This is a genomic window from Arthrobacter sp. FW306-1B-F12A (assembly GCF_058781865.1).
In genome coordinates this window covers 151,811-174,203 of record NZ_JBYSXD010000003.1, presented here as the reverse complement: position 1 = coordinate 174,203, position 22,393 = coordinate 151,811, and the positions used below count along the sequence as shown (strand labels likewise).

Below are 22,393 nucleotides of genomic sequence, written 5' to 3'. Positions count from 1 at the left end.
AGCGAATGGCTTTCACTAAAGAAGAGGCGGCGCTCGTGCCGTCCGCGACCGTCAGCGTTGACGGCGGATTGAAGAAGAACGCAATCGGCACTCGCGACATTGTGTTCATGTTGGTGTCAGCGGCCGCTCCGCTGACCATCGTCGTCGGGATCGCCCCGCTCGCCCTCGCTGTGGGCGGCGTCGGTGCGCCCGCCATCTACATTGCCGCGGCTATCGGCCTGGGCCTGTTCGCCATCGGTTTCATGGCGCTCACCCGCCATGTCCGGTCCTACAGCGGCTTTTATGGCTACATCTCGAAAACCCTCGGCCGCGTGGTTGGCCTCGGCTCCGGCCTCACCGCCTGGATGAGCTACAACGGCCTGCAAATCGGCCTCTACGGACTACTGGGCATCCAAGCCAACCTCGCCGTCAAATCCTTCACCGGCGTGGAACTTCCCTGGTGGCTCTACGCGATCGTCTCAATCGGTGCCGTCTGGTACCTGGGCTGGCGCGGAATCGACGTCGGCGCCAGGGTCCTCGCCGTCCTGCTCACCCTCGAAACCCTGATCGTCGCCATCGTCGCCGCGTTCGTCCTGGCCCAAGGCGGCGCACACGGCATCAGCTTTGAATCATTCAGCCCGCAGGCCATCTTCTCCCCGCAGTTCGCCGCCGTCCTGGGCCTGGGTTTCTCCGCCTTCATGGGATTTGAATCCGGAGCCCTGTACCGGGAAGAGGCCCGCGACCCGGACCGCAGTGTCCCCCGTGCCACCTATATCTCCATCGCCTTCATCGGGGCGTTCTACGCCTTCGCCGTCTGGATCATCGTCCAGGCCTTCGGAGCGGACGCCGTCCAGGCCTTTGCCGCCGGCCACCTCGACGCCGGAGACACCGCCTACATCGCAGCGGGCAACTTCGCGGGCGGCTGGTGCGTGAACCTCATGAGCGTGTTGATCGTTACCAGCATCTTCGCGGCCCAGCTCTCCTTCCACAACACCATCAACCGCTACACGTTGTCCTTGAGCCGCGAGGGCATCTTCCCGAAGCGCTCGGGCCGGATCAGCCCTCGATATCGCACGCCGTCCGTGGCGGGCTTCGACCAGACCCTCCTCGCGCTCGCCCTCGTGATCGGCGCGGCCCTCTTCCAACTGGACCCCTTCACCCAGTTCCTGATCTGGACGAACACCCCGGGAGTGATCGGCGTCCTCCTCCTGCAGGCACTCACCGGCGTCGGGGTCGTGGTCTTCTTCACGCGACTCAAGGAGCATGGCCTTCGCTGGTACGTCGTGCCTTCCGCCGTGGCAGCCACGATCATCATGTGCGTAGTCATCTACCTGATGGCCAACAATGCCCAACTGATCACCGGCCTTCCGGCCGGGGACCCCGTCAACACGACGCTCCTCGTTTTCGCCCCGCTTTTGTTTGCCGCCGGAACCGTACTGGCCCTCGTGCTGCGCAAGGTCAACCCGGCCGCATACCAGCGGATCGGCCACGCCGAGTGATCCCGGAGCCTAGTCTTGAGGGATGCAGACTCCGAGCAAAACCAGCCAGCTAGGACGGCCCCGGACACCGAGGCTCTCACGGAAGGCGATCGGCCGCGCGGCACTTGAGATGTTCGAAAAGGAAGAGAGCCTCTCGATCCCTCGGCTCGCGGAACGCCTGGGCGTCAGGCAGTCATCTTTCTACAAGCACGTCACAGGTCGGCAGGAGATCATCGAACTGGCCCGTGGCGCGCTCGTAGACAGAGCTCCGATGCCCGAGTTGCCGTCCGGCAGCCTCGACGACGTCATCCGCGAGATCTTCGACTCCCTCCGCAAGGCGTACAGCCTGGTACCGGCGCTCCTTCCCCTCCTGCTCACGCAGCCGGTGTCACACCCGGCAGCCTTGGAGCGCTACGACCAGTACGTCGAAGCGTTTGAGATCGCGGGGGCGCCACGGCACCTCATCATTCCCGCACTGGAAACCCTCGACAGCGCAGCGATCGGCGCGAGCCTCGACGCAATGACGATGGAATCCGCATGGAGCATCAACCAAGAGGAAGAAGGCACTTATCCCCATCTGTTCGCGGCAAAGAAGGCCGTGGCAGAGCACCCTGTGGACCGCTTCGCATTCCTGGCCGATGTCCTCTCGGCAGGATTGAAGGCAGCCATCGACGACGACTGATCCTCACCGGGCCGGCGTCGGAACCCGAACACAACAAGGAGTTATATCTTGACCACGCCCGAGCCCATCGATCTCGTCATCTTCTCGTCCAGCATCCTCCACGGTGAGGCGCTGACTGAGACCGCCGGTTTCGTCGCCGTCTCGAATGGGAGGATTGCGCACGTCGGCCGCACCGACGGCGAGCAGACAGCCAACGCCGCCGCCGAATGGACGGCACGAGCCAAACAGGTGATCGACGTCGGCGAGGCAACAGTCTGCCCCGGCCTGATCGACGCCCACATCCATCCCATCCACGGCGCGGAAATCGCCCGCGGCCTTGACCTGGGCGGGATCACCGAGCTCGACGACGTCCGCGCCGCCCTCGTGCGATATGCCGCTTCCACACCGCACGCCGTCGGCTCCGATTGGTTGTTCGCTTGGGGCCTCGACCCTGTCATTTTCGGGGATGCGGGTTTCAACAACTCCCTCTTCGACGGCATCCTCGACGACGAACTCGTGTTCATCACCCTGTTCGACGGCCACGCCTCGCTCGTCTCCGACGCCGCCCTCAAGCTCGCCGGGGTCACCGGAGCGGAGAAACTGCCGAGCACGGGCTATGTCGGCGTCGACCAGCTCGGCAAGCCCAACGGCATGCTCTACGAAATGGCCGCCCAGGAGCTCGTCCGCGGCGTCCTTCCCGAGCTCTCCTTCGAGCAGCGCGTCGACGGGCTGGAGAAACTCCTGCGTTCCATGGCCGAATCCGGGCTGGTGGCGGGCCAGATGCTGGACTTCGGCGCCCCGGACACCTTGGAGGTGCTGGAGGCCTTGGAGCGCCGAGGCGAACTCGCCATCCGGCTGCGGATCTCCCCGTGGGTCATGCCCGGCGCCACGGAGGAAGACCTGAAGGCCATGCTCGCGATGCAGGGCAGGCACGGAAGGCGCTGGCACGTTCACGGCATCAAGCTCATGATGGATGGAACCATCGACAACGGCACGGCGTGGCTCTTTGAGCCCGACGCCCACGGAGAATCCCTCCACCCGCTCTGGCACGATCCTGAAGCCCTCGCCGCGGCCATGAAGTTCTTCCACGACCACCGGATCCCCACCACGACGCACGCCATCGGCGATCAGGCGGTGTCCTTCGTCGCCCGGACCATCGGGGCCCTTCCCAAGAACGGCACGGTCCACCGGATCGAGCACATCGAGTCCATCCCGGATGCGGTGTTGGCGGAAATCATCAATGCGGGCGCCGCTACCAGCCTGCAACCGACGCATTGCGCCCTCTACAGCCGAGCCGACCACACGGACAATTGGTCCCGCAGGCTTGGCAGCGAACGGGCCAACCACGCGTGGCGGACCCGCGATCTCCGCGACGCCGGAGCCATCGTCGCCCTCGGATCGGACTGGCCCATCGCTCCCTTCGACCCGCGGGCGATCATCGCCTCAGCGCAGACGCGCCGCCCGGCCGGCCGGCCCGACGTCGAACCCGTCCAACCCCGGCAGGCGCTATCCGCGCGTGCCGCGCTCGAAGGTTACACGAGCCAATATTGGAGGTCTGTCGGTGAAGAGGGCGGAATCGTAGAGATCGGGGCACGCGCCGATCTGACCGTGGTCCGGCACAATCCTTTGACCACCGCGCCGGACGAATTCGCGCAGACGCCGGTGATCCTGACCGTTGTTGACGGTGAAGTCGTTGTCGACGGCCGTCAGGTGCTTACGGCGGGAGTCACTCTGGACTCCGTCCAGGGAGCCTAGGCGAGGGCCTCTTCGAGTGCCTCGATGAGCTCTTGGGAATCGGGCTCGACGGCGGACGGGAAGCGGGCGAGCACCGCGCCTTCGCGGCTCACGAGGAACTTTTCGAAGTTCCACTTCACCTTCTGCGGTTTGGAGCCGTCGTCCGTCCGGGTCAGCTCGGCGTACAGGGGGTGCTGTTGCTTGCCGCGGACCTTGGCCTTGCTCGCGAGCGGGAACGAGACGCCGAAATTGCGCTGGCAGAAGTCCGCGATCTCGGCGTCCGAACCCTGTTCCTGGCCGGCGAACTGGTTGCACGGCACGCCCAGAATCTCGAATCCACGGTCACGGTATTTGCCGTAGAGCTCCTCCAGTCCCGAGTACTGGCGCGTGAACCCACACTTCGAAGCCACGTTGACAACCAGTACGGCTTTGCCCTCGAAATGCCCGAAGTCGGCCTGGGAGCCGTCGTTGAACGTCAGGGGGATGCTGTAGAGCGGGGACATTGAATCGCTTCCTTACCACGGGGAACCTTGGCAAACTGCCGCCTTCGAGTCTACGCGCGGCAGCTCGCTTGGACAGGCTACAAGGAATCCGACGACTTACGGCTTGGGGGACGCGGTTTTGGTAGTTGCCGTGACCGACGGCGTGGGCTGGGTGGGTGCCGGCGGCGTGGGCACGGACTGGGTCACGCTCGGCACCGGAACGGGAAGGCTCGACGTCGGCGCCACCGGCGGCGGTACGGTCACGGTAGGCGGGACTACCGTTGTCGGCCCCTGCGTCACCGTGGGCGGTTGCGTCCCGGTAGGAGCCTGCGTCAAGGTAGGGCTCGGGGTGCCGCTCGGTGTCTTGCTTGGCGTGGGAGTGCCGCTCGGAGTCGGTGTTGGCGTCCCGGTCGGGGTGCCAGTCGGCGTCCCGGTCGGGCTCGGCGTCGGGCTCGGAGTCGGCGTCCCGCTGGGTGACGCTGTCGGACTCGGCGTCGGGCTCGCAGTCGGCGTCCCGCTGGGTGACGCCGTCGGGCTGCCGCTGGGTGACGCCGTCGGTGTCGCGGTCGGCACCACCTTCGCTTCCTGCACCCCGCCGGTCACCGCTTCCCTTGAGGGTACGGCTCCCGGGTCGGTCGGCACGGCCCCGGGGATGGACCAGACAGACCCGGCCGAGGTCGCGGTGGCGGAACCTGGCTGGTAGCTGACCATCGGGATGTCGCCGAGGGGATCCACCTGCTTGGTGGGCAGGAACGTCCAGTTCATCGGGTTGGTATAGACACCGTTGAGGATCGTCTCGAAGTGCAAGTGGCAACCGGTCGAGGAACCCGTGGTTCCCACCCTGGCAATGACTTCGCCCACACGGACCGATTGCCCCTTGGTCACTGCAATGCCCTGCAGGTGGTTGTACGTGGTGACAAGGCCGTTGCCGTGATCGATTTCCACGCGATTGCCGCCGCCCCAGGGGTGCCAACCCACGGCCCGGACCACGCCGGAGTCGGCTGCGTAGACCAGCGTGCCGCAAGCCGCGGCGAAATCCTGGCCCCAGTGGAACTCGCCCGGCAATCCGGTGAACGGATCGATCCTCAACCCGAAGGGAGAGCTCGGAAGCAGCATTTCGAGCGGCGCGTAGAGTTTCCCGGCAGGCGGCCGGTCGAGGGAACTCGACGAGACATTGAGAGTGCCAACGCCGTTCTTGTCGAGGGTTTGGACCGGGGAGCGTTCAAAAGACACCGTGGCTTTGTCACCTGCCTGGACCGGGGCCGACGGCGGGCTTGGGGGCACGGTCTCCTGGGCGCTCGAGGTGGCACCATCGGTGGGCAGCATTCCGGGTTCGACTTGGCCAGTGGCCAGGGATCCATCGCTTGCCGCTCCGCCCAAACCCGGGCCCTGGAAACCGAAAGCGAGGATTACCACGACAGCGAGGAAGCACGCCGAGAGGACCCGGCCGAATTTTCTTGTGAGCACCAGGTCGACGACCTGGCCAGACTCATGATGCTTTCCCACAGCGGCTCCTGAGACGGGCGCTCATCCCCAGTACGGGCGCGCTTGTCCCATTGTGGCCGTTGCGAAATCGAATGGGAACACTCGACTTCATACTTGGCCGGTCCGCGAAACACTCGCCGGACCGTGGCGGGCTACTCGCCGAGGTTCGCTTTAAGCAGGGCGCGGTGCTCGACGGCGGCATCCGAATGCAGCGTGCGCCCGGCGTCGGTCAGTTCGAGGTACAGCGAGCGGCGGTCATCCGCGCAGGTCACGCGGGACACGAGTCCGGCTTTCTCCAAGCGGTCAACAACCTTGGAGACAGCGCTCTGGGTCATGGGAGTCCGCTCGCCCAGCGCCTTCATTCGGCAGGCAGAGTCAACACTTTCGGCAACAAGATCGAGGATTTCGAACTCGTTCAGGCCGATGTCGAACTTGGCTTCGAGGGCGCGGTCGATCGCGGCCGCGGTGCGGAAGTACGAGTTCTGGATGCTGCGCCATTGCTCAACCAGCTGGCGATCCTGCGTTGTTGCCATGGCCCGATTCTAGTCGAAACCCCAAATAAAGTCCACGTCATAAGATTCCTAGTCATATTCCTTGTCATTGAATGACGCGTCATATAGATTGATCTGCATGACTTCACCAAGCACCCTCACTAGATCTGCCGAGCAGCTCCATACAGCCGTCCGCTGGACCCGGGCCCAGTGGCTGCTGCTGATGGTGGTGTGCACCGTTCTGGCCCTCGACGGCCTGGACGTTTCCATGGTGGGCGTAGCCCTTCCCTCCATCGGCCACGAACTCCACCTCGGAACCGATTCCCTGCAGTGGATCGTTTCCGCCTACGTCTTGGGATACGGGAGCCTGTTGCTCCTGGGCGGGCGGCTCGCCGACCTGCTGGGCCGGCGTCGGATCTTCCTGATCGCCTTGACTGTGTTCGCTGCGGCTTCGCTCCTCGGCGGCCTCGTGAACGATCCCACCCTCTTGATCGCAACGCGCTTCGTCAAGGGCTTGGCCGCGGCATTCACTGCCCCTACCGGCTTCTCCATCATCACTACCAACTTCGCCGAAGGCCGCGAGCGCAACAAGGCGCTGTCCATCTTCACCACTTTCGGCGCGAGCGGCTTTTCGCTCGGGCTGGTGGTTGGCGGGCTCATGACCAGTTTGAGCTGGCGCTGGACCTTCCTTGTATCGGTACCGATCGCCGTCGCCGTCGTGCTTCTCGGCATGTTGTTCATTCCCCGGGATAAGCCGTCCACGGAAGAAAGCGGCCACGACGTCTGGGGCGCGGTGACCCTCGCACTCGGCATGCTTGGCCTCGTGTACACCTTGGTTTCAGCGCCGGAGAAGGGCTGGGGATCTGTGGCAACAATCGCCGGATTCGCCATCTCTGCTGCCGTGCTGGCAACCTTCGCCGTCATCGAAAACCGAGTCAAGCACCCGCTTATCCGCTTCGGCATCCTGCGTGAAGGCTGGGTGGCCCGCGCCAACCTGAGTGCCGTTGGACTGTTCGGCTCCTACCTGAGCTTCCAGTTCATCCTCACCATGTACCTGCAGTCGGTGCTCGGCTGGTCTCCCCTGGGCATGGCGCTTGCCTTGCTTCCCACAGGGCTCCTGGTGGCAACGAGCGCACCCTTCGCGGACAGGTTCATCGAGAAATTCGGCGCCCCGAAGCTCATCCTCACCGGCCTGACCGCCATGGGACTGGGCTACGTCTTGTTCCTCCGCGTTGGAACGTCGCCCAACTACGTCCTGGACATCCTGCCCTCGGTCATCCTGCTGGGCATCGGTTTCGCTTTGGCCTTCCCGTCCATCAATGTCCAAGCCACCGCTGGAATCCGGGATTCGGAGCAGGGACTGGCCGCCGGACTCATCCAGACCAGCACGCAGGTTGGCGCGGCACTCGTCCTCGCCGTGACGACCGCCCTCGTCAGCGGGCATGACACCGGCGCAGGCGCAAACGGCACTGTCAGCGCGGCGGCCATGCTCGATCAGTACCGGCCCGGCCTGGTCCTGAGCGCTGCGGTGGCGATCGCGGCCCTGCTCGTGGCAGCGTCCCCGGCGCGCCGCCGTCGGGCACTTGCCGAGCAGCCCGCAGCCTAAGCGGACTCGCGTGAAAGGTGCCGGCCGGCTCATTCCAGAGCGGGCGGGCACTTCTGCGTTAGCCCGGTACCGCTGCGTAAACAAGACGGCACCTTGCGCCAGCAGAATGAAGCGCAACAATGGACCATGGTCAACTTCCTGAAGAAGTGGCAAGCGGAACTGCGGATGACTTTTACGGGTCACCCGCAGTCCACGCCTGACTGGGTGCTGCGGCTTGCCGAGGGAAACGACCCCGGGTACCACCTTCCCGGATCGGCCGTCTGGGCCGTCCACGGTTCCATGTCCACGATCATCGCGGGAATCCGGGTGCTGCTCATGCAATCCCTGCATCCCGGCGCTTTGGCGGGGGTGTACGACCATTCAGGCTTCAAAAGGGATCCCCTCGGCCGCCTGGCAAATACCATCCGTTGGATCTTCACGGTGAGCTACGGCTCCATGGACGCAGCCCACACGGCAACCCACTTCGTGCGGCGGGTGCACGATTCCGTCAAGGGCAACTACGTTGACGCCCAGGGCCAAACCCGCGAGTACTCAGCAAACGATCCCGAGCTTCTCCGCTGGGTCCACGTTGCGTACGCGGATTCCTTCGTTGCGGCGCACCGGATCTGGGGCGGGGCGGTCCCCGGCGGCGCCGACGCCTACATCCGCGAATGGGCCCAGGCCGGCCGCCTCATGGGAGTCGAGGACCCTCCCTTGAGCCTCGCGGAAGTGACGGCGGAAATGGACCAGTGGTACGCCTCCGGACATCTCCGCGCGGACGAGCGGCTCAGGGAAACCATCGAATTCATCAGGTACCCCCCGTTGAAAGCGTCGCTGCAACCCGGTTACCGGATTCTGTTCGCCGCGGCCGTCGCCAGCCTGGAGCCCCGATATCGGGAATTGCTGGGGCTGGAAAAAGCCCGTATAGGCCCCATTCCGCTACCGTCGATTCTCGCCGCGCGGGTGGTGCTCGCTGTCGTGCGCCTGACGTTGGGCCGCAGCGGCCCCAGCGAGCAGGCCGCCCGGAAACGATTGCGGCGCCTGGGGTACGAGGCTTAGACGCAGAGGAGCCCGGCGGAACGGTGTGGCCGTTCCGCCGGGCTTCCTTGACGAATCGCTAGATCAGCGCGTCCGACAAGTGGTTCGGAGTGCCGAAGCGGTGCGCCGTGATGCTGATGGCCTGCTCGTGCAGGAACGGCAGCATCTCGATGCGGCCGGCCGGGGTCACCGTGCCGTGGTAGATCGCGACGTCGGGACGGCCGCCGGTCGCTGCGCTCAGCGCGCTGCTGTCCCCGCCGATCAGGCGGATACGGCCGCCGTTGATGCCTGCCGCGGAAACCAGCCATTCGGCGTCGTTCTGGATGCGGGTGCCCACGCCGAGCCCCGCGAACGCTGCGATGACAGCTTCGGGAAGTTCGACGGCGGAGGACACCGTGAGCGCCGAACTCGCCACTGCACCGGCTGCCACGACGCGAAGCAAGTCCACGAGCTTCCCGCCCTCGGACAAGCGGATGGTCACGGGGATGGCCCGGTACCGGAAGACGTTGCGCTCGGCGCTCAGGCCGGAGACGTCCTTGCGGGTGCCGAATTCCGTGGCCCATGCCTCGGCGTCGCTGAAGAGCGCCTTCTGCAGGGCCTCCGCCTCGCTGGCTTCGACAAGCGAGCCTGCGGCCTTGGCGGCGGCCAGGATCGAAGCGGCCGCACCCTTGAGCGTGGCACCGCGCTTGGCGCGGGGCTCCGTAGGGAGCCAGCTACCCAGCCCCACCAGGTAGTTGGGTCCGCCGGCCTTGGTGCCGGCGCCCACGGCGGACTTCTTCCAGCCGCCGAACGGCTGCCGCTGGACGATTGCGCCCGTGATGCCGCGGTTCACGTAGAGGTTGCCGGCCTGGATGGTCTCCAGCCAGACGCCCATTTCACCGGAATCGAGCGAGTGCAGCCCGGCGGTGAGGCCGTATTCGATCTCGTTCTGGATTGCGATGGCTTCTTCCAAGGTGGACGCCGTCATGACGCCGAGGACCGGGCCGAAGAACTCGGTCAGGTGGAAGTAGGATCCGCGCTTCACGCCGAACCGGATGCCCGGGGACCACAGACGGCCGGTCTCGTCCAGCTTCTCGGGCTTCACGGCCCAGGTCTCGCCCTCGCCGAGGGTGGTCAGCGCGTTGAGGAGCTTGCCGTTGGCCGGCTCGATGATCGGGCCCATCTGGGTGGTGGCCTCTTCCGGGTAGCCCACCTTGAGCGAGCGGGCGGCATCCACGAGTTGGTTGTGGAAGCGCTCGGACGTGGCTACGGAACCCACCAGGATCACCAGTGAAGCGGCGGAGCACTTCTGCCCTGCGTGCCCGAAAGCGGAGTACACAACGTCCTTGGCGGCAAGATCGAGGTCGGCGTGCGGGGTGACGATGATGGCGTTCTTGCCCGAGGTTTCCGCGAGCAGCGGGAGGTCCTGCCGGAAGGACCGGAAGAGCTCAGCGGTCTCGTAGCCGCCGGTGAGAATCACGCGGTCAACGCTGGGGTGCGAGACCAGCTGGGTGCCCAGCTCGCGTTCTTCGAGCTGCACGAGCGCCAGCACTTCGCGCGGCACGCCGGCCTCCCACAGGGCGTCCACCATGACGGAACCGGAGCGGCGGGCCTGCTTTGCGGGTTTGATCACGACGGCGGATCCCGCCGCGAGTGCCGCCAGCGTGGAGCCCGCAGGAATCGCCACCGGGAAGTTCCACGGCGGGGTCACAACGGTGAGCTTCGCTGGGACGAACCTGGCGCCGTCGACCGTTTCCAGGTCCTTGGCGCGCTCGGCGTAGTAGTGCGCGAAGTCGATTGCTTCGCTGACTTCGGGGTCGCCCTGTTCGATCGTCTTGCCGGTCTCGGAGGCCATAACCTCGAGAAGTTCGGCGCGGCGGGATTCCAGGATGTCGCCTGCGCGGTGCAGGATGGCTGCGCGCTCGGCGGCAGGCATGGCGCCCCAAGTTTTGCCGTGTTCCACTGCGGTGGCAATGATGCGTTCCAGTTCCTGCGGGTCGCTGACCTTGCTGGCTTCAACGATCGCGTTTCCCGCAGTGGAGCCCGGGATGCGGTCGAGGATGGCACGGCCCCAGGCCCGGTTGGCGGGCAGGGCAGGATCGGTGTCCGGAGTGTTGGCGAAGCCCTGGCTTGGCATGGCGGCCGCGGGCTTGTTGCGGTCCTGCGTGCGGTTGGGGCCCGGAACGGCGTCGTCCAATTCTGCGAGGGAGGCGAGGAAGCGCTGCTTCTCGCGTTCGAACAGAGTGTCATTCTCGCTGAGCTCGAACACCGCGGACATGAAGTTGTCCTGGCTGGCGCCTTCTTCGAGGCGGCGGATCAGGTAGGCGATGGCAACGTCGAACTCGCCCGGGTGCACCACCGGCGTGTACAACAGGAGGCTGCCGACGTCCTTGCGGACGGCCGTGGCTTGGCCCGTGGCCATACCGAGGAGCATCTCGAACTCAATGCCCGCCGTAACGCCGCGCTCCTTCGCGAGCAGCCACGCAAACGCGATGTCGAAGAGGTTGTGGCCGGCGACGCCGATGCGGACCGCATCGATGTGTCCTGGAGTGAGCGCGTAGTTCAGGACGCGCTTGTAGTTGGTGTCCGAATCCTGCTTGGTGCCCCACGTAGCGAGCGGCCAGCCCTGGATGGACGCCTGGACCTGTTCCATAGGCAGGTTGGCGCCCTTGACGACGCGCACCTTGATGGGAGCGCCGCCGTTTGCCCGGCGGGACGCAGCCCATTCCTGCAGTTCCTGCATGGCCGACAGCGCGTCCGGGAGGTAGGCCTGCAGCACGATGCCGGCCTCAAGGTTCTTGAATTCGGGCTTGTCCAGGATCCGGGTGAACACGGCCATGGTCAGGCTGAGGTCCTTGTATTCCTCCATGTCCAGGTTGATGAACTTGGGCTTGGGGAACGATGCGGCCAGCTCGTAGAGCGGGGTGAGCTTCTCCACCACGTGGTCCACTGCTTCGTCGAAGGCCCACAGCGAGTGCGGGGCCACCGTGGAGGACTCCTTGATGGAGACGTAGTCGACGTCGTCACGGGCCAGGAGCTTGAGGGTCCCCTCGAGCCTGCGGCTGGCTTCGCGTTCGCCCAGGACGGCCTCGCCCAGCAGGTTCACGTTCAGGTGGACGCCGTTCTGCTTGATCTTGGCGATGGCCGGGCCAAGCTTGGCATCGGTGGCGTCCACGATCAGGTGGCCCACCATGTCGCGGAGGACTTTGCGTGCGATCGGGATGACCACCTGCGGCAGGACCGGAGCCATGACGCCGCCGGTGCGCACAGCAGCGCGCATGTACCAAGGCAGGAAGGCCGGGACCTTCGGGGCAAGCTTGGCCAGGTTGCGGCCGGCGACGGACAGATCCTCGGGGCGGATGACGCCGTCGACGAATCCCACCGTGAAGTCCAGGCCGTTCGGATCCTTCAGGACGCCGGCGAGGCGCTGTGCGGAAACGTCAACGGGTACCTTCGAGGCCTCGGTGAGCCAGTGTCGAACCAGTTGGATGGCTTCGTGGGCCAACTCCTGGAGGTGTCCGGATTCCGGGGTGGATTGTGTCCTGGCGTCGATGCTCGAATCCCGGGTTGGTGTGCTCATGCGCTTCATTCCTTTTGGTGCGGAGAGTGCTTTGTTTCCATCAGTATGGATCTACAATCAGATTAGGAAAAGCGATCTTTTCTGAAGAATATTCATTAGATTTCTCGACCCTTCTGGAGAGCCGAATGCTGGATGTCCGCAGGCTGCGCTTGCTGCACGAATTGAAGATCCGCGGAACGCTCGCAGAAGTGGCCGACGCCATGAAGTACAGCCCGTCCTCGGTGTCCCAGCAGTTGACCTTGTTGGAGAAGGAAGCGGGCGTGAAACTGCTGAGAAAATCCGGCCGACGGGTGCAGCTGACGCCGCAGGCCGAGATCCTCGTGGAACATGCGGCCGCTTTGCTGGCCACCCTCGAGCGGGCAGAGACGGATCTCGCGGCGTCCCTCTCCACAGTGACGGGAACAGTGCGGCTCGCCGTGTTCCAAACCGCCGCCCTGGCCCTCATGCCGGACTTCCTCACCATCATGAAGGGCGAGTATCCCGAAGTGCGAGTGGAAATGATCCAGCGCGAACCCGAGACTGCGCTCTATGAAACCTGGGCCCGAGACTTCGACATCGTGGTGGCCGAGCAATACCCAGGGCACGCAGCACCACACCACCCCGGCCTGGACCGCGCAACCCTGACCAGCGACGCCATCAGGCTGGCCACTCCCCCGATTGGCCTCGGTGGCGAGTCGATTTCCTCGCTCGCGGATACGGCTCCCCTGCCATGGGTCATGGAACCGCATGGTGCGGCGTCCCGGCACTGGGCAGAACAAGCATGCCGCTCCGCTGGCTTCGAGCCCGACGTCCGGTACGAAACCGCCGATCTCCAAGCGCAAATCCGGCTCATCGAGTCCGGCAATGCCGTGGCCCTCATGCCGGACCTCGTCTGGACGGGCCGGACCACTCCGGTCCAACTGCTGGACCTCCCCGGGCTCCCCAAGCGGACAGTCTTCACGTCGACGCGCACCGCCGGCCGGATCCACCCCGCAATCCTGGCATGCCGGGAAGTCCTAGAACGGGTGGCCGCGGAACGGGCGTAGGGTTCGGCTGGCTGGTGCGGTCGGATTCTGCACGATCATTCCGCTCGCGCCCACAATCCGAATAGAGCCAAAACGCAAAAAGGCCCCGGTCCAAGGACCGGGGCCAAACGCGGAGAATGGGGGATTTGAACCCCCGAGGGCGTTAACCCAACACGCGTTCCAGGCGTGCGCCATAGGCCGCTAGGCGAATTCTCCATGCTTCTGAATCAAAAGCAGACTCCACTGTACCCGAGAATTTCGGCATCGCCCAATCGGGACATTCATGGTGTCGAGCGGGCCCTCCGTGCGCTTAAACGTAAAAATGGACGCCCCCAATGCGTCCATTCCTCCGGCACTCCGTTGAGCTGCTGGGTCCAGCCCCTGAAACCAGGCCCTGCGGCTCACAATCTTGAGATTGCCCCAATCGGTGTACATACCAATAGTCCGCTGGGTTCAGCGGTTTGGCAATGGAGATTGGAAACCATCCTTTGACCTGTTTTTGAGCGGCCGCTGGGAGGATGGTGGAATGAGCCAACTGCACGCCCTCGTTGTCTACGTCCCGGTATCCCATAGCGAGAGCTTGCTGGCCGCGATCGGTGATGCCGGGGCCGGCAGAATCGGCGACTATTCGCATTGCTCATTCACCACTCCGGGCACCGGACGCTTCACCCCCATGCCAGGGGCACAACCGTTCATCGGCGCCGTGGGGCAAGGTGAAACGGTGCCGGAAATCCGGGTCGAGTGCGTGGTTGAGACAGACTTGCTCGACGCCGTAGTGCAGGCCCTGCGCTCAGCCCACCCTTATGAGGAGCCCGCGTTCATGACGTGGCCGGTGAACGGCTGGCGCTAACTGGACATGTCCATCTTTTGGCTCCCACAAGGCACATGTCCGCAAATTCGGAGGGCTCGAAAACTTCGGGTAAGCTTGTCGACGGCCCCTCATGTGGCGTCATCCTGTTGAACTCCCCCAGGACCGGAAGGTAGCAAGGGTAGATGGGCTCTGGCGGGTGCATGAGGGGTCTCTTATTTAAATGTCAGTCCCTATAGGTAGGTTTCCCCTGTGACTGTTACTACTGCGCTTTACCGCAGATATCGCCCCGATTCTTTCGCGGACGTTATCGGGCAGGAACACGTCACCGAGCCGCTCATGACGGCCCTGCGCAAAAACCGGGTCAACCACGCCTACCTCTTCTCCGGCCCCCGCGGCTGCGGAAAAACCACGTCCGCCCGCATCCTCGCCCGCTGCCTCAATTGCGCCGAAGGCCCCACGGACACTCCTTGTGGCAAATGCAACAGCTGCGTTGAGCTGGCCCGCGGCGGCTCCGGCTCCCTCGACGTGATCGAGATCGACGCTGCCAGCCACGGTGGCGTGGATGACGCCCGGGATCTCCGCGAACGCGCCACCTTCGCCCCGGTCCGGGACCGCTACAAGATCTTCATCATTGACGAAGCCCACATGGTCACCTCGGCCGGCTTCAATGCGCTGCTTAAGATCGTCGAAGAGCCGCCGGAACACATCAAATTCATCTTCGCCACCACGGAGCCGGACAAGGTCATCGGCACCATCCGCTCCCGTACGCACCACTACCCCTTCCGGCTGGTGCCGCCCGAGCCGTTGATGCAGTACCTCGAGCTTCTCTGCCAACAGGAAAACGTGCCGGTGGCTCCCGGCGTGCTTTCCCTCGTGATCCGGGCCGGCGGCGGTTCGGTGCGCGACTCGCTCTCCGTACTGGACCAACTCATGGCCGGCGCCGGACCCAACGGCCTGGACTACGAACTCGCCGTCGCATTGCTTGGATACACCCACGCTTCACTGCTGGACGACGTCGTCGAGGCGATCGCCGCGTCAGACTCCGCCACGGTTTTCCGTGCCGTGGACCGTGTCATCCAAACGGGGCATGATCCCCGCCGCTTCGTCGAAGACTTGCTGGAGCGGTTCCGCGACCTCATCATCGTCCAAGCCATGCCGGAAAGCGCCCAAGCCATCCTCCGCGGCATGCCTGCGGACCAGATAGCCCGGATGCGCAGCCAGGCAAACAACCTCGGTGCAGCCGAGCTATCCCGTGCCGCCGATGTGACCAATACCGCGCTCACTGAGATGACCGGCGCCACTTCGCCGCGTCTGCACCTCGAACTGCTCTGCGCCCGGATCCTACTGCCCAGTTCCGAGCAGACCGAACGCGGGATCGCGGCCCGGATCGACCGCGTCGAACGCCGTCTCAACTACGGCGGGGCACTTCCCCCCGCGGAAGCCCAGACGCCGCCGGAAGATGTTGCGGCTCCTTCCACTTCCGCCGTGCCAACTGCGCGCCCAGCGGAACAACCAGTGGAACGCCCGACGGCGGACGCCAGTCCCGCTCCCGCCTCACCAGCGCTCCACTCACCAACGCCCGGGGCAGCCGCGTCCGGGCGGGCCGCGCCCTTGTCAGCCACGTTCGCCGAGGCTCCGGCCCCCGGCCGTTCGCCTGCCTCCGGGGAACCGTCCAGGGAACAACTGACGCCGCCACGGGTGTCCACTACTGACTGGCCCGTGGACGAATCCAGGCAGCAGGCCAGCCGCCCCGCTCCCGAGCCAGCTGCCCAGGCTCCAGCTCAAACTTCCTCGCCGGCCCAGGCTCCGGCGTCAACCCCCGTACAACCGCCGGCGCCCGCGGAGGCGCCCGCCCCGCAGCCAGCGCCCGCTCAGGCGCCTCGCCCCGCTGCCGGTGGCGCCGATGTAGAGGTCATCCGGCGGGCTTGGCCCGAAATCCTCCAGACGCTGACCAAGATCAAGCGCAGCAGCTGGGCGTTGGTCGGAGCGAACGCGCAGGTGGCACAGTTCGACGGTCAACTTCTCACTCTTGCATTCAGCACTGACGGCCTTGCGAGCGCCTTCAGCCGCGCAGACCATGCCGAGAACCTTCGCCAGGCCATCCACAAGACGATCGGCATCGACTGCCAGATCACTTCGGTCGTCGGAGGCAACAGCTCAGGTAGCTCTGAACCAAACCCAAAAGCACCGGCTGACCCGGCGCCCCCTGTAGGGGGTGGCGGCTCCCCGGCTGTGTCGTCTGCTGTGGATAGCGCATGGGGACTTGCCCCTGCGCTCCAAAGCCCTGCCGTACCGGAAGCAGACAAGCCCGAGGCGGCACCGGCATCCGGGTCCGCTCCGAGCCAAGCCGTTTCCGCGGCTCCGGATCCGGCCCCAGCAGCCACCGGGGCATCGTCCGCCGCAGAAGCTGCCTCGACCGCACCGGCAGACCCGGCTGCGGACTACTCCTATTCGGACGATGATTGGGGCCCCCCTCGGGACGAGGACGCTCCCCCGCTGGACGAAGAACCGCCCGTGGATTGGGAGCCGTCGGCGTCCCCGGGCTTCTCCGCCATGCCCACGGCGGGCCCCCGCGCCCCGGCCGCTACGCCACGCACTGATTCCCCAGCCCCCACGAACAAGCGCTCCACCCAAGCATCTCCGGAGAAAGCACCTTCGGGGAAAAAATCGAAGACCCCGGAAGATCCATGGTCCAGGGCTGTAGAGCACGCGCCGGGTTCGTGGGTGGTCGGCACCGAGTCCAACGTTGGTTCGGCGGCTTCGGGCACCTCCGCCGACCCTGACGGCCAGGCCACTTCGCCCTCGCCGGCCACGCCGAGCCCCGTCTATGAACCTGCCGCCGCGCAGGTTCCAAACCAGCCGCAGGCGTCAGTGCCGGCACTGAGCACCGAGCCGGCCGCCGAACCCGCGCGTTCGGCCGTAACACTCGCGCAAGCCCCTGCCCCTGTCGCTGCCCAAGCGGCCCCTGCAACAGGGTCGGCGCCTTCGGGAAGCGGGAAGCAGAGCCTTTACCAACGGCTTTCGAACAGCCCCGAAGCGATGGCCGGCCGCGAGAAAGCACCTGCACGGGCCGCCGTCGCTCCCGGCACCGTGGTGGAAGACATCCCGAGTGCCGACGATGAAACCATCGAGGAATCGGGAGTCTTTGGACGGGCCGCGGTCGAGCGTATTCTGGGCGGAAAGCTACTGGAAGAACGGTCGCTGGACAGCATGCGTCGCTAACAAACGGACGCCGTCACCACACCCTGCGCGCGAGAGCCCCGCCGGCGCCACAAAGGGTGCCACCAAACCGCGACGCCGCCGAACGGCAAAGGCGTCCACACCGAACGAACGAGGACATTGTGTACGAAGGCGCAGTACAAGAGCTGATCGACGAGCTCGGCCGGCTCCCCGGCGTCGGGCCGAAGTCGGCGCAGCGCCTGGCCTTCCACATCCTTGAGGCCGATCCCGAGGACATGAAGCGGTTGGTCGCGGCCATCACCACCGTCAAGGAACGGGTGAAGTTCTGCACCGTCTGCGGCAACGTCACCGAGCAGGAGCTGTGCAACATCTGCCGCGATCCGCGACGCGACCCCTCGGTGATCTGCGTGGTCGAAGAATCCAAGGATGTCCTGGCTGTGGAACGCACGCGGTCCTTCCGCGGCCGGTACCACGTCCTCGGCGGCGCCATCAATCCGATCGCAGGTATCGGGCCTGACCAGCTCCGTATCCGCGAGCTGCTGACACGGCTCAACGACGGCGCCATCCAGGAAATCATCATCGCGACCGACCCCAACCTCGAAGGCGAAGCGACGGCCACCTACCTGGCCCGCATGCTGAAGTCGATCGGCATCACCGTCACCAGGCTTGCTTCCGGCCTCCCGGTGGGCGGAGACCTGGAGTATGCGGACGAAGTCACCCTCGGTAGGGCCTTCGAGGGCCGCCGCAACGCCCTCATGTAGGCGGCTCGCTTCCAGGAACACCCCCGACGCCGTTGCGGACCCCTAAGCGAGCCGCCCGGTTTAAGCGATCCGCGTCCCGCTGGCCAGCCGGCCTGCTGGCGTCCGCAGCGAACGCCAACCGAGCCACATGAGCAGCCCCGCCAGGACCAATTGCAGGCCGAGTCCCAGTGGCCACAAAGGCGTTGTCTGCTTGAGGTACTGCGGCTGCGGCACGCCGTTTGCGCATAGGTAAGAGTGCTCCGGCCCGGCGAGCGCGGACCTGGCACCCTGGCTGATGCCCTCGATCATCCCGACCGAGTAGAACGCCGTCCCGCTCCGGTCCGGATACGGAACGGCGTCGGCCACCACCACGTAGGGATTCAACGCGAGCATCCACGCAACGCGTTCGGTCCGGACGGCCGGGTGCTCCACCAAGGGCCCCTCGCAGGTGTATGCCGGCTGCGCTGGTTCCGTCGGCTGCTGATTCGGCTGCACCGGCGCATACAAAACGCCACGGCCAACGGGAGAGTTGGCCAATACCGTGCCCTGCGCCAGTTGCGATCCCAGTCCGAAGGAAATCAACGAGCCGACCACCAGCGCCGCGACTACCAAGTAGGTCACCACGATCGAGAACAGTGGCCGCCCGGCAAGCGCCGAAATCCCCACTCCGATCCCGCACACAACGGCCAGTTCTACCGCCAGCATCAACAAGGAAACCACCACGTGCCCCGGGGTCAGGCCGCCTTGGAACATTCCGAAGACAAGGAACGGGGCGCTTGTCGCCAGGAAGGCGAGCGCCGCGAGCCATCCGGCGCAGAACTTGCCCCAGAGAATCTGGCCAGGGGTCAGCAAGGTGATTTGCAGGATGGCGAGTGTGCCCCCGGCCCGGTCTCCATTGATGGCATTGGCGGACAGCGCAGGTGCCACAAGCAGGGCAAACAGGAGCACGAAAGCCAGCACGACCTCGAAGATCATGGACCCCGCACCGTCCTGCGGCGCCAGTGCCGAAGCCGGCAACGTGGAACGCCGCGCTTCCATGCTCGCGTTCCAGGCGAGCCACGTCAGCCACGTCACTACCGCGATGACAAAAAACCAGATGCCCAACATGATGTACCAGCCGCGCGAGCGCAACCGTTGTTTCATCTCAAGGACCACGACGTCGCGTATCCCGCCAAGGTAGCCGACGACGGCGCTCCAGCCTCCCGTAGCTCCCTGCGGTCCCGCCGGAGGTCCCGCTGAAACAGGCACGGATTCACTCACGTCGCTCATGGCCTCTCCGTATCCAGGTTCATGTACGTCTCTTCCAACGCACCGGCTGCGGGGGCGAAGGAAACTACTCCGATGCCGGACCGGACGAGTTCGCCCAAGAGGGCGGCAGCGCCGTCGTCGTGCGTCAACAGCAAGGTGACCGACGGGCGGCGGCCCGCTTCCACCCGGTATTCCAGCCCGAGTTCGCTGAGCTTTGCGGTGAGGGCCGCATTGTCGAGGGTTGTGATCGCGTAGCGCCGGCCCTGCAGGGCCGCCTCCTCAAGGGTCTGCTGTTTCACAGTCCGGCCCTGGCTGACGAACACCGCTCCGTCCGCGATTTCATCGAGCTCACTGAGTACGTGGGAGGAAACCACCACGGCTTTCCCTTCCCCGGCCAGGCGGCGCAGCAGGTTTCGGAGCTCCACCCGGGATCCCGGGTCGAGGCCGGACGCTGGCTCGTCGAGCAGAAGCACGGACGGGTCGTGGATGAGGGCCCGGGCCAGGCTGAGCCGTTGTTGCTGGCCCCTGGAGAGGACCCGGGCGGGCTGGTCGGCAAGGGTGTCCAGCCGGACAAGTTCGAGCAGGCCGGCAACACGCTGGGCGATGCCTGCCCTGGGCAGGCGGTAGAAGCGCGCCATCTGGACCAGGATTTCGCGTGCGGTCAAGGACTCCCACACCCCCAGGGTGTCCGGCATCCAACCGATCCGAAGCCGCGCGGCCGCGCTGTGGTGCAAGGGATCCGAGCCGTTGATCCGAATGGTCCCTGAGTCGGGCCGCAGAAGCGAGGCAAGCATGAGAAGGAGCGTCGTTTTGCCTGCGCCATTGGGCCCAATGAGCGCCGTGACCTTCCCTGGCGGGGCGTGGAAATCGATGTGCTCGACGGCGTGGACCGTGCCAAAGCGGCGTGAGACGCCTTCCGCGGATACTCCCGGGGCGTCACCAACCGGGACTCTTGAACTTTCAGCGATGGACATGCTCTACTCACCTGTTTCCCCCAAACAGAACAAGTACGCTTCAACTCCCGTGAGCCCACATGCCCGCAGGCTGCGTATTTCTTGATCGTACGCCAAGCCGAAACCGCCCGGCCTGCACCCAAGGGCCGAGATTTGGTCACAATTCCCCCGCCCGCCGCGCCCGGCGATAAACTGGCCACATAAGCCACGTAGCCGTGCCGCTACCTGGCCACGCAACGTATGATCCCCAATTGAGCAGTGAGGGTGCGCGCATGAGTTTGCCCACTACCGATGTGAAAACCGAAGACCTGACCGCGCAGCCTGCCAAGACCAAGCAGCTGATCGTGCAGAAGTTCGGCGGCTCCTCGGTGTCCGATGCAGAAGGCATCAAGCGTGTTGCCCGCCGCGTTGTTGACGCACAAAAGGCCGGCAACGAGGTTGTCGTAGTGGTTTCCGCCATGGGAGACACCACGGACGAGCTCCTGGACCTCGCCGCCCAAGTCACCGATTCTGCTCCCGCCCGTGAGATGGACATGCTCCTCTCCGCAGGCGAGCGCATCTCCATGGCCCTGCTCGCCATGGCCATCAACAAGTTCGGTGCCTCCGCCCAGTCGTTCACCGGCTCGCAGGCCGGCATGATCACGGACGGCATCCACGGGAAGGCGCGCATCATCGACGTCGACCCCCACCGCATCCGCACCGCTTTGGACAAGGGACACATCGCCATCGTGGCCGGTTTCCAGGGCATGACCCGGAGCACGCGGGAGATCACTACCCTTGGCCGCGGCGGATCCGATACCACTGCGGTGGCCCTCGCAGCCGCGCTCGAAGCAGACGTCTGCGAAATCTACACGGACGTCGACGGCATCTACACCGCGGACCCCCGCGTGGTCTCCACTGCCACGAAGATCGACCGTATTTCCAGCGAGGAAATGCTGGAACTGGCAGCTTCCGGCGCCAAGATCCTGCACTTGCGTTGCGTGGAATACGCCCGCCGATTCGGCGTGCCCCTGCACGTCCGGTCCTCATTCAGCCAGAACGAAGGCACCTGGGTCCTGCCCAGCGCCGATGACAAGATCACGATTCAAGAGGGAGTTGCCTTGGAGCAGCCAATCATCTCCGGTGTTGCACACGACCGTTCAGAAGCCAAGGTCACCGTGGTCGGCGTCCCGGACATCCCCGGCAAGGCCGCCGCGATTTTCCAGGTCATCGCCAAAGCACATTCGAACATCGACATGATCGTCCAGAACGTGTCCACGCACGGTACCGGCCGCACGGATATTTCCTTCACCCTGCCCATCGTGGAAGGCGCCGACGCCCTCACCGCCCTCCGTGCTGCGCAGCCTGAAATCGGCTTCGAGAGCATCGAATACAACGAGAACGTCGGCAAGCTTTCGCTGATCGGCGCCGGCATGCGTTCGCACCCGGGCGTCTCCGCCACCTTCTTCAAGGCGCTCTCCGACGCGGGCATCAACATCAACATGATTTCCACCTCGGAGATCCGCATCTCCGTGGTCACGCACGCCGATCTGCTGGATGACGCAGTGCGCGCCATCCACAAGGCGTTCGAGCTCGACGGCGACGCCGAGGCAACCGTCTATGGTGGCACCGGCCGCTAGACGAACTCCGCCGTCGGGCACCCGCCGTCGGAATCTGCAGTACTTAACGTGAAAGAACCGGAGCTTGTGCTCCGGTTCTTTTGCTTTCCTGCGGCTTTGGAGCCGCGAGCGGCTTCAGGCGCCTTCCTTGCGGACTCCGTAGTGGTGGCCCTGGTCGTCCGTTTCGACGACGAAATGCCCCAGGTCTTCTTCCGACGCCGTCTCGAAGTCGTCATGCTTGTGGACTACGGGCGCATCAATGTCGCCCCGGGTTGCCGGGCCGAACCAGAAACGCAGTCGATCGGTTACCCTCATGAAACTATCGAGTGCATGTCCCACAATTCCCACCTCCTTCCCCGCTGCGAGG

17 protein-coding genes, 1 tRNA gene and 1 other RNA gene are annotated in these 22,393 nt (G+C 65.2%); 11 read left to right on the top strand and 8 right to left on the bottom strand.

All coding sequences use genetic code 11. The annotated features are described in order from the left end of the window. Positions 1-5 precede the first annotated feature (5 nt). The 3 genes from AC3WJU_RS02955 to AC3WJU_RS02945 are packed head-to-tail and all read left to right on the top strand — an operon-like array spanning position 6 to position 3,873. Positions 6-1,478 carry an APC family permease gene (locus AC3WJU_RS02955; protein ID WP_492259074.1) on the top strand — a complete coding sequence of 491 codons (1,473 nt, stop codon included), beginning with the start codon at positions 6-8 and terminating at the stop codon, positions 1,476-1,478. Between the two features lie 22 nt (positions 1,479-1,500). Continuing rightward, positions 1,501-2,139, top strand: coding sequence for a TetR/AcrR family transcriptional regulator (locus AC3WJU_RS02950; RefSeq protein ID WP_307052859.1), 639 nt, complete (start codon positions 1,501-1,503; stop codon positions 2,137-2,139). 48 nt (positions 2,140-2,187) lie between these two features. Then, positions 2,188-3,873 (top strand): amidohydrolase, encoded by a 1,686-nt coding sequence (locus tag AC3WJU_RS02945; RefSeq protein WP_492259073.1) that lies wholly within the window; start codon positions 2,188-2,190, stop codon positions 3,871-3,873. Here AC3WJU_RS02945 and AC3WJU_RS02940 read toward each other — a convergent pair. From AC3WJU_RS02940 to AC3WJU_RS02930, 3 genes are all read right to left on the bottom strand, one after another. After that, positions 3,870-4,355: a glutathione peroxidase gene (locus AC3WJU_RS02940; protein ID WP_306963255.1), complete on the bottom strand. Its 486-nt coding sequence runs from the start codon at positions 4,353-4,355 to the stop codon at positions 3,870-3,872. The genes AC3WJU_RS02945 and AC3WJU_RS02940 overlap by 4 nt on opposite strands. A 96-nt stretch (positions 4,356-4,451) precedes the next feature. Beyond that, positions 4,452-5,840 carry a M23 family metallopeptidase gene (locus tag AC3WJU_RS02935; protein WP_492259072.1) on the bottom strand — a complete coding sequence of 463 codons (1,389 nt, stop codon included), beginning with the start codon at positions 5,838-5,840 and terminating at the stop codon, positions 4,452-4,454. A gap of 131 nt (positions 5,841-5,971) precedes the next feature. Beyond that, positions 5,972-6,352 (bottom strand): MarR family winged helix-turn-helix transcriptional regulator, encoded by a 381-nt coding sequence (locus AC3WJU_RS02930; RefSeq protein WP_306963252.1) that lies wholly within the window; start codon positions 6,350-6,352, stop codon positions 5,972-5,974. A gap of 97 nt (positions 6,353-6,449) precedes the next feature. On the opposite strand from AC3WJU_RS02930, the gene AC3WJU_RS02925 reads away from it, so the two are divergent. After that, on the top strand, positions 6,450-7,916 hold the full coding sequence (locus tag AC3WJU_RS02925) for an MFS transporter (RefSeq protein WP_306963250.1): 1,467 nt from the start codon (positions 6,450-6,452) through the stop codon (positions 7,914-7,916). 126 nt (positions 7,917-8,042) lie between these two features. Beyond that, on the top strand, positions 8,043-8,954 hold the full coding sequence (locus tag AC3WJU_RS02920) for an oxygenase MpaB family protein (protein WP_284988806.1): 912 nt from the start codon (positions 8,043-8,045) through the stop codon (positions 8,952-8,954). Positions 8,955-9,012: 58 nt separating this feature from the next. Here the strand turns inward: AC3WJU_RS02920 and AC3WJU_RS02915 are convergent, their stop codons facing one another. Further along, positions 9,013-12,492: a proline dehydrogenase family protein gene (locus AC3WJU_RS02915; RefSeq protein ID WP_492259071.1), complete on the bottom strand. Its 3,480-nt coding sequence runs from the start codon at positions 12,490-12,492 to the stop codon at positions 9,013-9,015. Positions 12,493-12,617: 125 nt separating this feature from the next. On the opposite strand from AC3WJU_RS02915, the gene AC3WJU_RS02910 reads away from it, so the two are divergent. Continuing rightward, positions 12,618-13,517, top strand: coding sequence for a LysR substrate-binding domain-containing protein (locus AC3WJU_RS02910; protein ID WP_059388524.1), 900 nt, complete (start codon positions 12,618-12,620; stop codon positions 13,515-13,517). A 110-nt stretch (positions 13,518-13,627) separates the two neighbouring features. Here AC3WJU_RS02910 and AC3WJU_RS02905 read toward each other — a convergent pair. Then, positions 13,628-13,712, bottom strand: a tRNA-Ser gene (locus AC3WJU_RS02905). A gap of 310 nt (positions 13,713-14,022) precedes the next feature. Here AC3WJU_RS02905 and AC3WJU_RS02900 point away from each other — a divergent pair. The 4 genes from AC3WJU_RS02900 to recR all read left to right on the top strand — a co-directional run bounded on the left by AC3WJU_RS02900 (position 14,023) and on the right by recR (position 18,248). After that, the gene (locus AC3WJU_RS02900; protein WP_306964166.1) at positions 14,023-14,346 is read left to right on the top strand and encodes a YqfO family protein; all 324 of its coding nucleotides are present in this window, start codon (positions 14,023-14,025) and stop codon (positions 14,344-14,346) included. Positions 14,347-14,426: 80 nt separating this feature from the next. Next, an RNA gene (gene ffs / locus AC3WJU_RS02895) (signal recognition particle sRNA small type) lies at positions 14,427-14,523 on the top strand. Between the two features lie 33 nt (positions 14,524-14,556). Continuing rightward, on the top strand, positions 14,557-17,529 hold the full coding sequence (locus AC3WJU_RS02890; RefSeq protein WP_492259070.1) for a DNA polymerase III subunit gamma and tau: 2,973 nt from the start codon (positions 14,557-14,559) through the stop codon (positions 17,527-17,529). 119 nt (positions 17,530-17,648) lie between these two features. After that, on the top strand, positions 17,649-18,248 hold the full coding sequence (gene recR, locus AC3WJU_RS02885) for a recombination mediator RecR (RefSeq protein ID WP_284754578.1): 600 nt from the start codon (positions 17,649-17,651) through the stop codon (positions 18,246-18,248). Positions 18,249-18,308: 60 nt separating this feature from the next. Here the strand turns inward: recR and AC3WJU_RS02880 are convergent, their stop codons facing one another. Together AC3WJU_RS02880 and AC3WJU_RS02875 are read right to left on the bottom strand one after the other, a co-directional pair. Then, positions 18,309-19,496: an ABC transporter permease gene (locus AC3WJU_RS02880; RefSeq protein WP_492259069.1), complete on the bottom strand. Its 1,188-nt coding sequence runs from the start codon at positions 19,494-19,496 to the stop codon at positions 18,309-18,311. After that, a complete protein-coding gene (locus tag AC3WJU_RS02875) occupies positions 19,493-20,449 on the bottom strand; it encodes an ABC transporter ATP-binding protein (protein WP_492259068.1) in 957 nt (318 codons plus the stop codon). Before AC3WJU_RS02875 ends, AC3WJU_RS02880 begins: the two co-directional genes overlap by 4 nt. 251 nt (positions 20,450-20,700) lie before the next feature. On the opposite strand from AC3WJU_RS02875, the gene AC3WJU_RS02870 reads away from it, so the two are divergent. Continuing rightward, entirely contained in the window at positions 20,701-22,047 is a 1,347-nt protein-coding gene (locus AC3WJU_RS02870) for an aspartate kinase (RefSeq protein ID WP_306964159.1), read from the top strand. 114 nt (positions 22,048-22,161) lie between these two features. Here AC3WJU_RS02870 and AC3WJU_RS02865 read toward each other — a convergent pair whose 3' ends face one another. Continuing rightward, positions 22,162-22,341 (bottom strand): hypothetical protein, encoded by a 180-nt coding sequence (locus AC3WJU_RS02865; RefSeq protein ID WP_113990642.1) that lies wholly within the window; start codon positions 22,339-22,341, stop codon positions 22,162-22,164. Between the last annotated feature and the right edge of the window lie 52 nt (positions 22,342-22,393).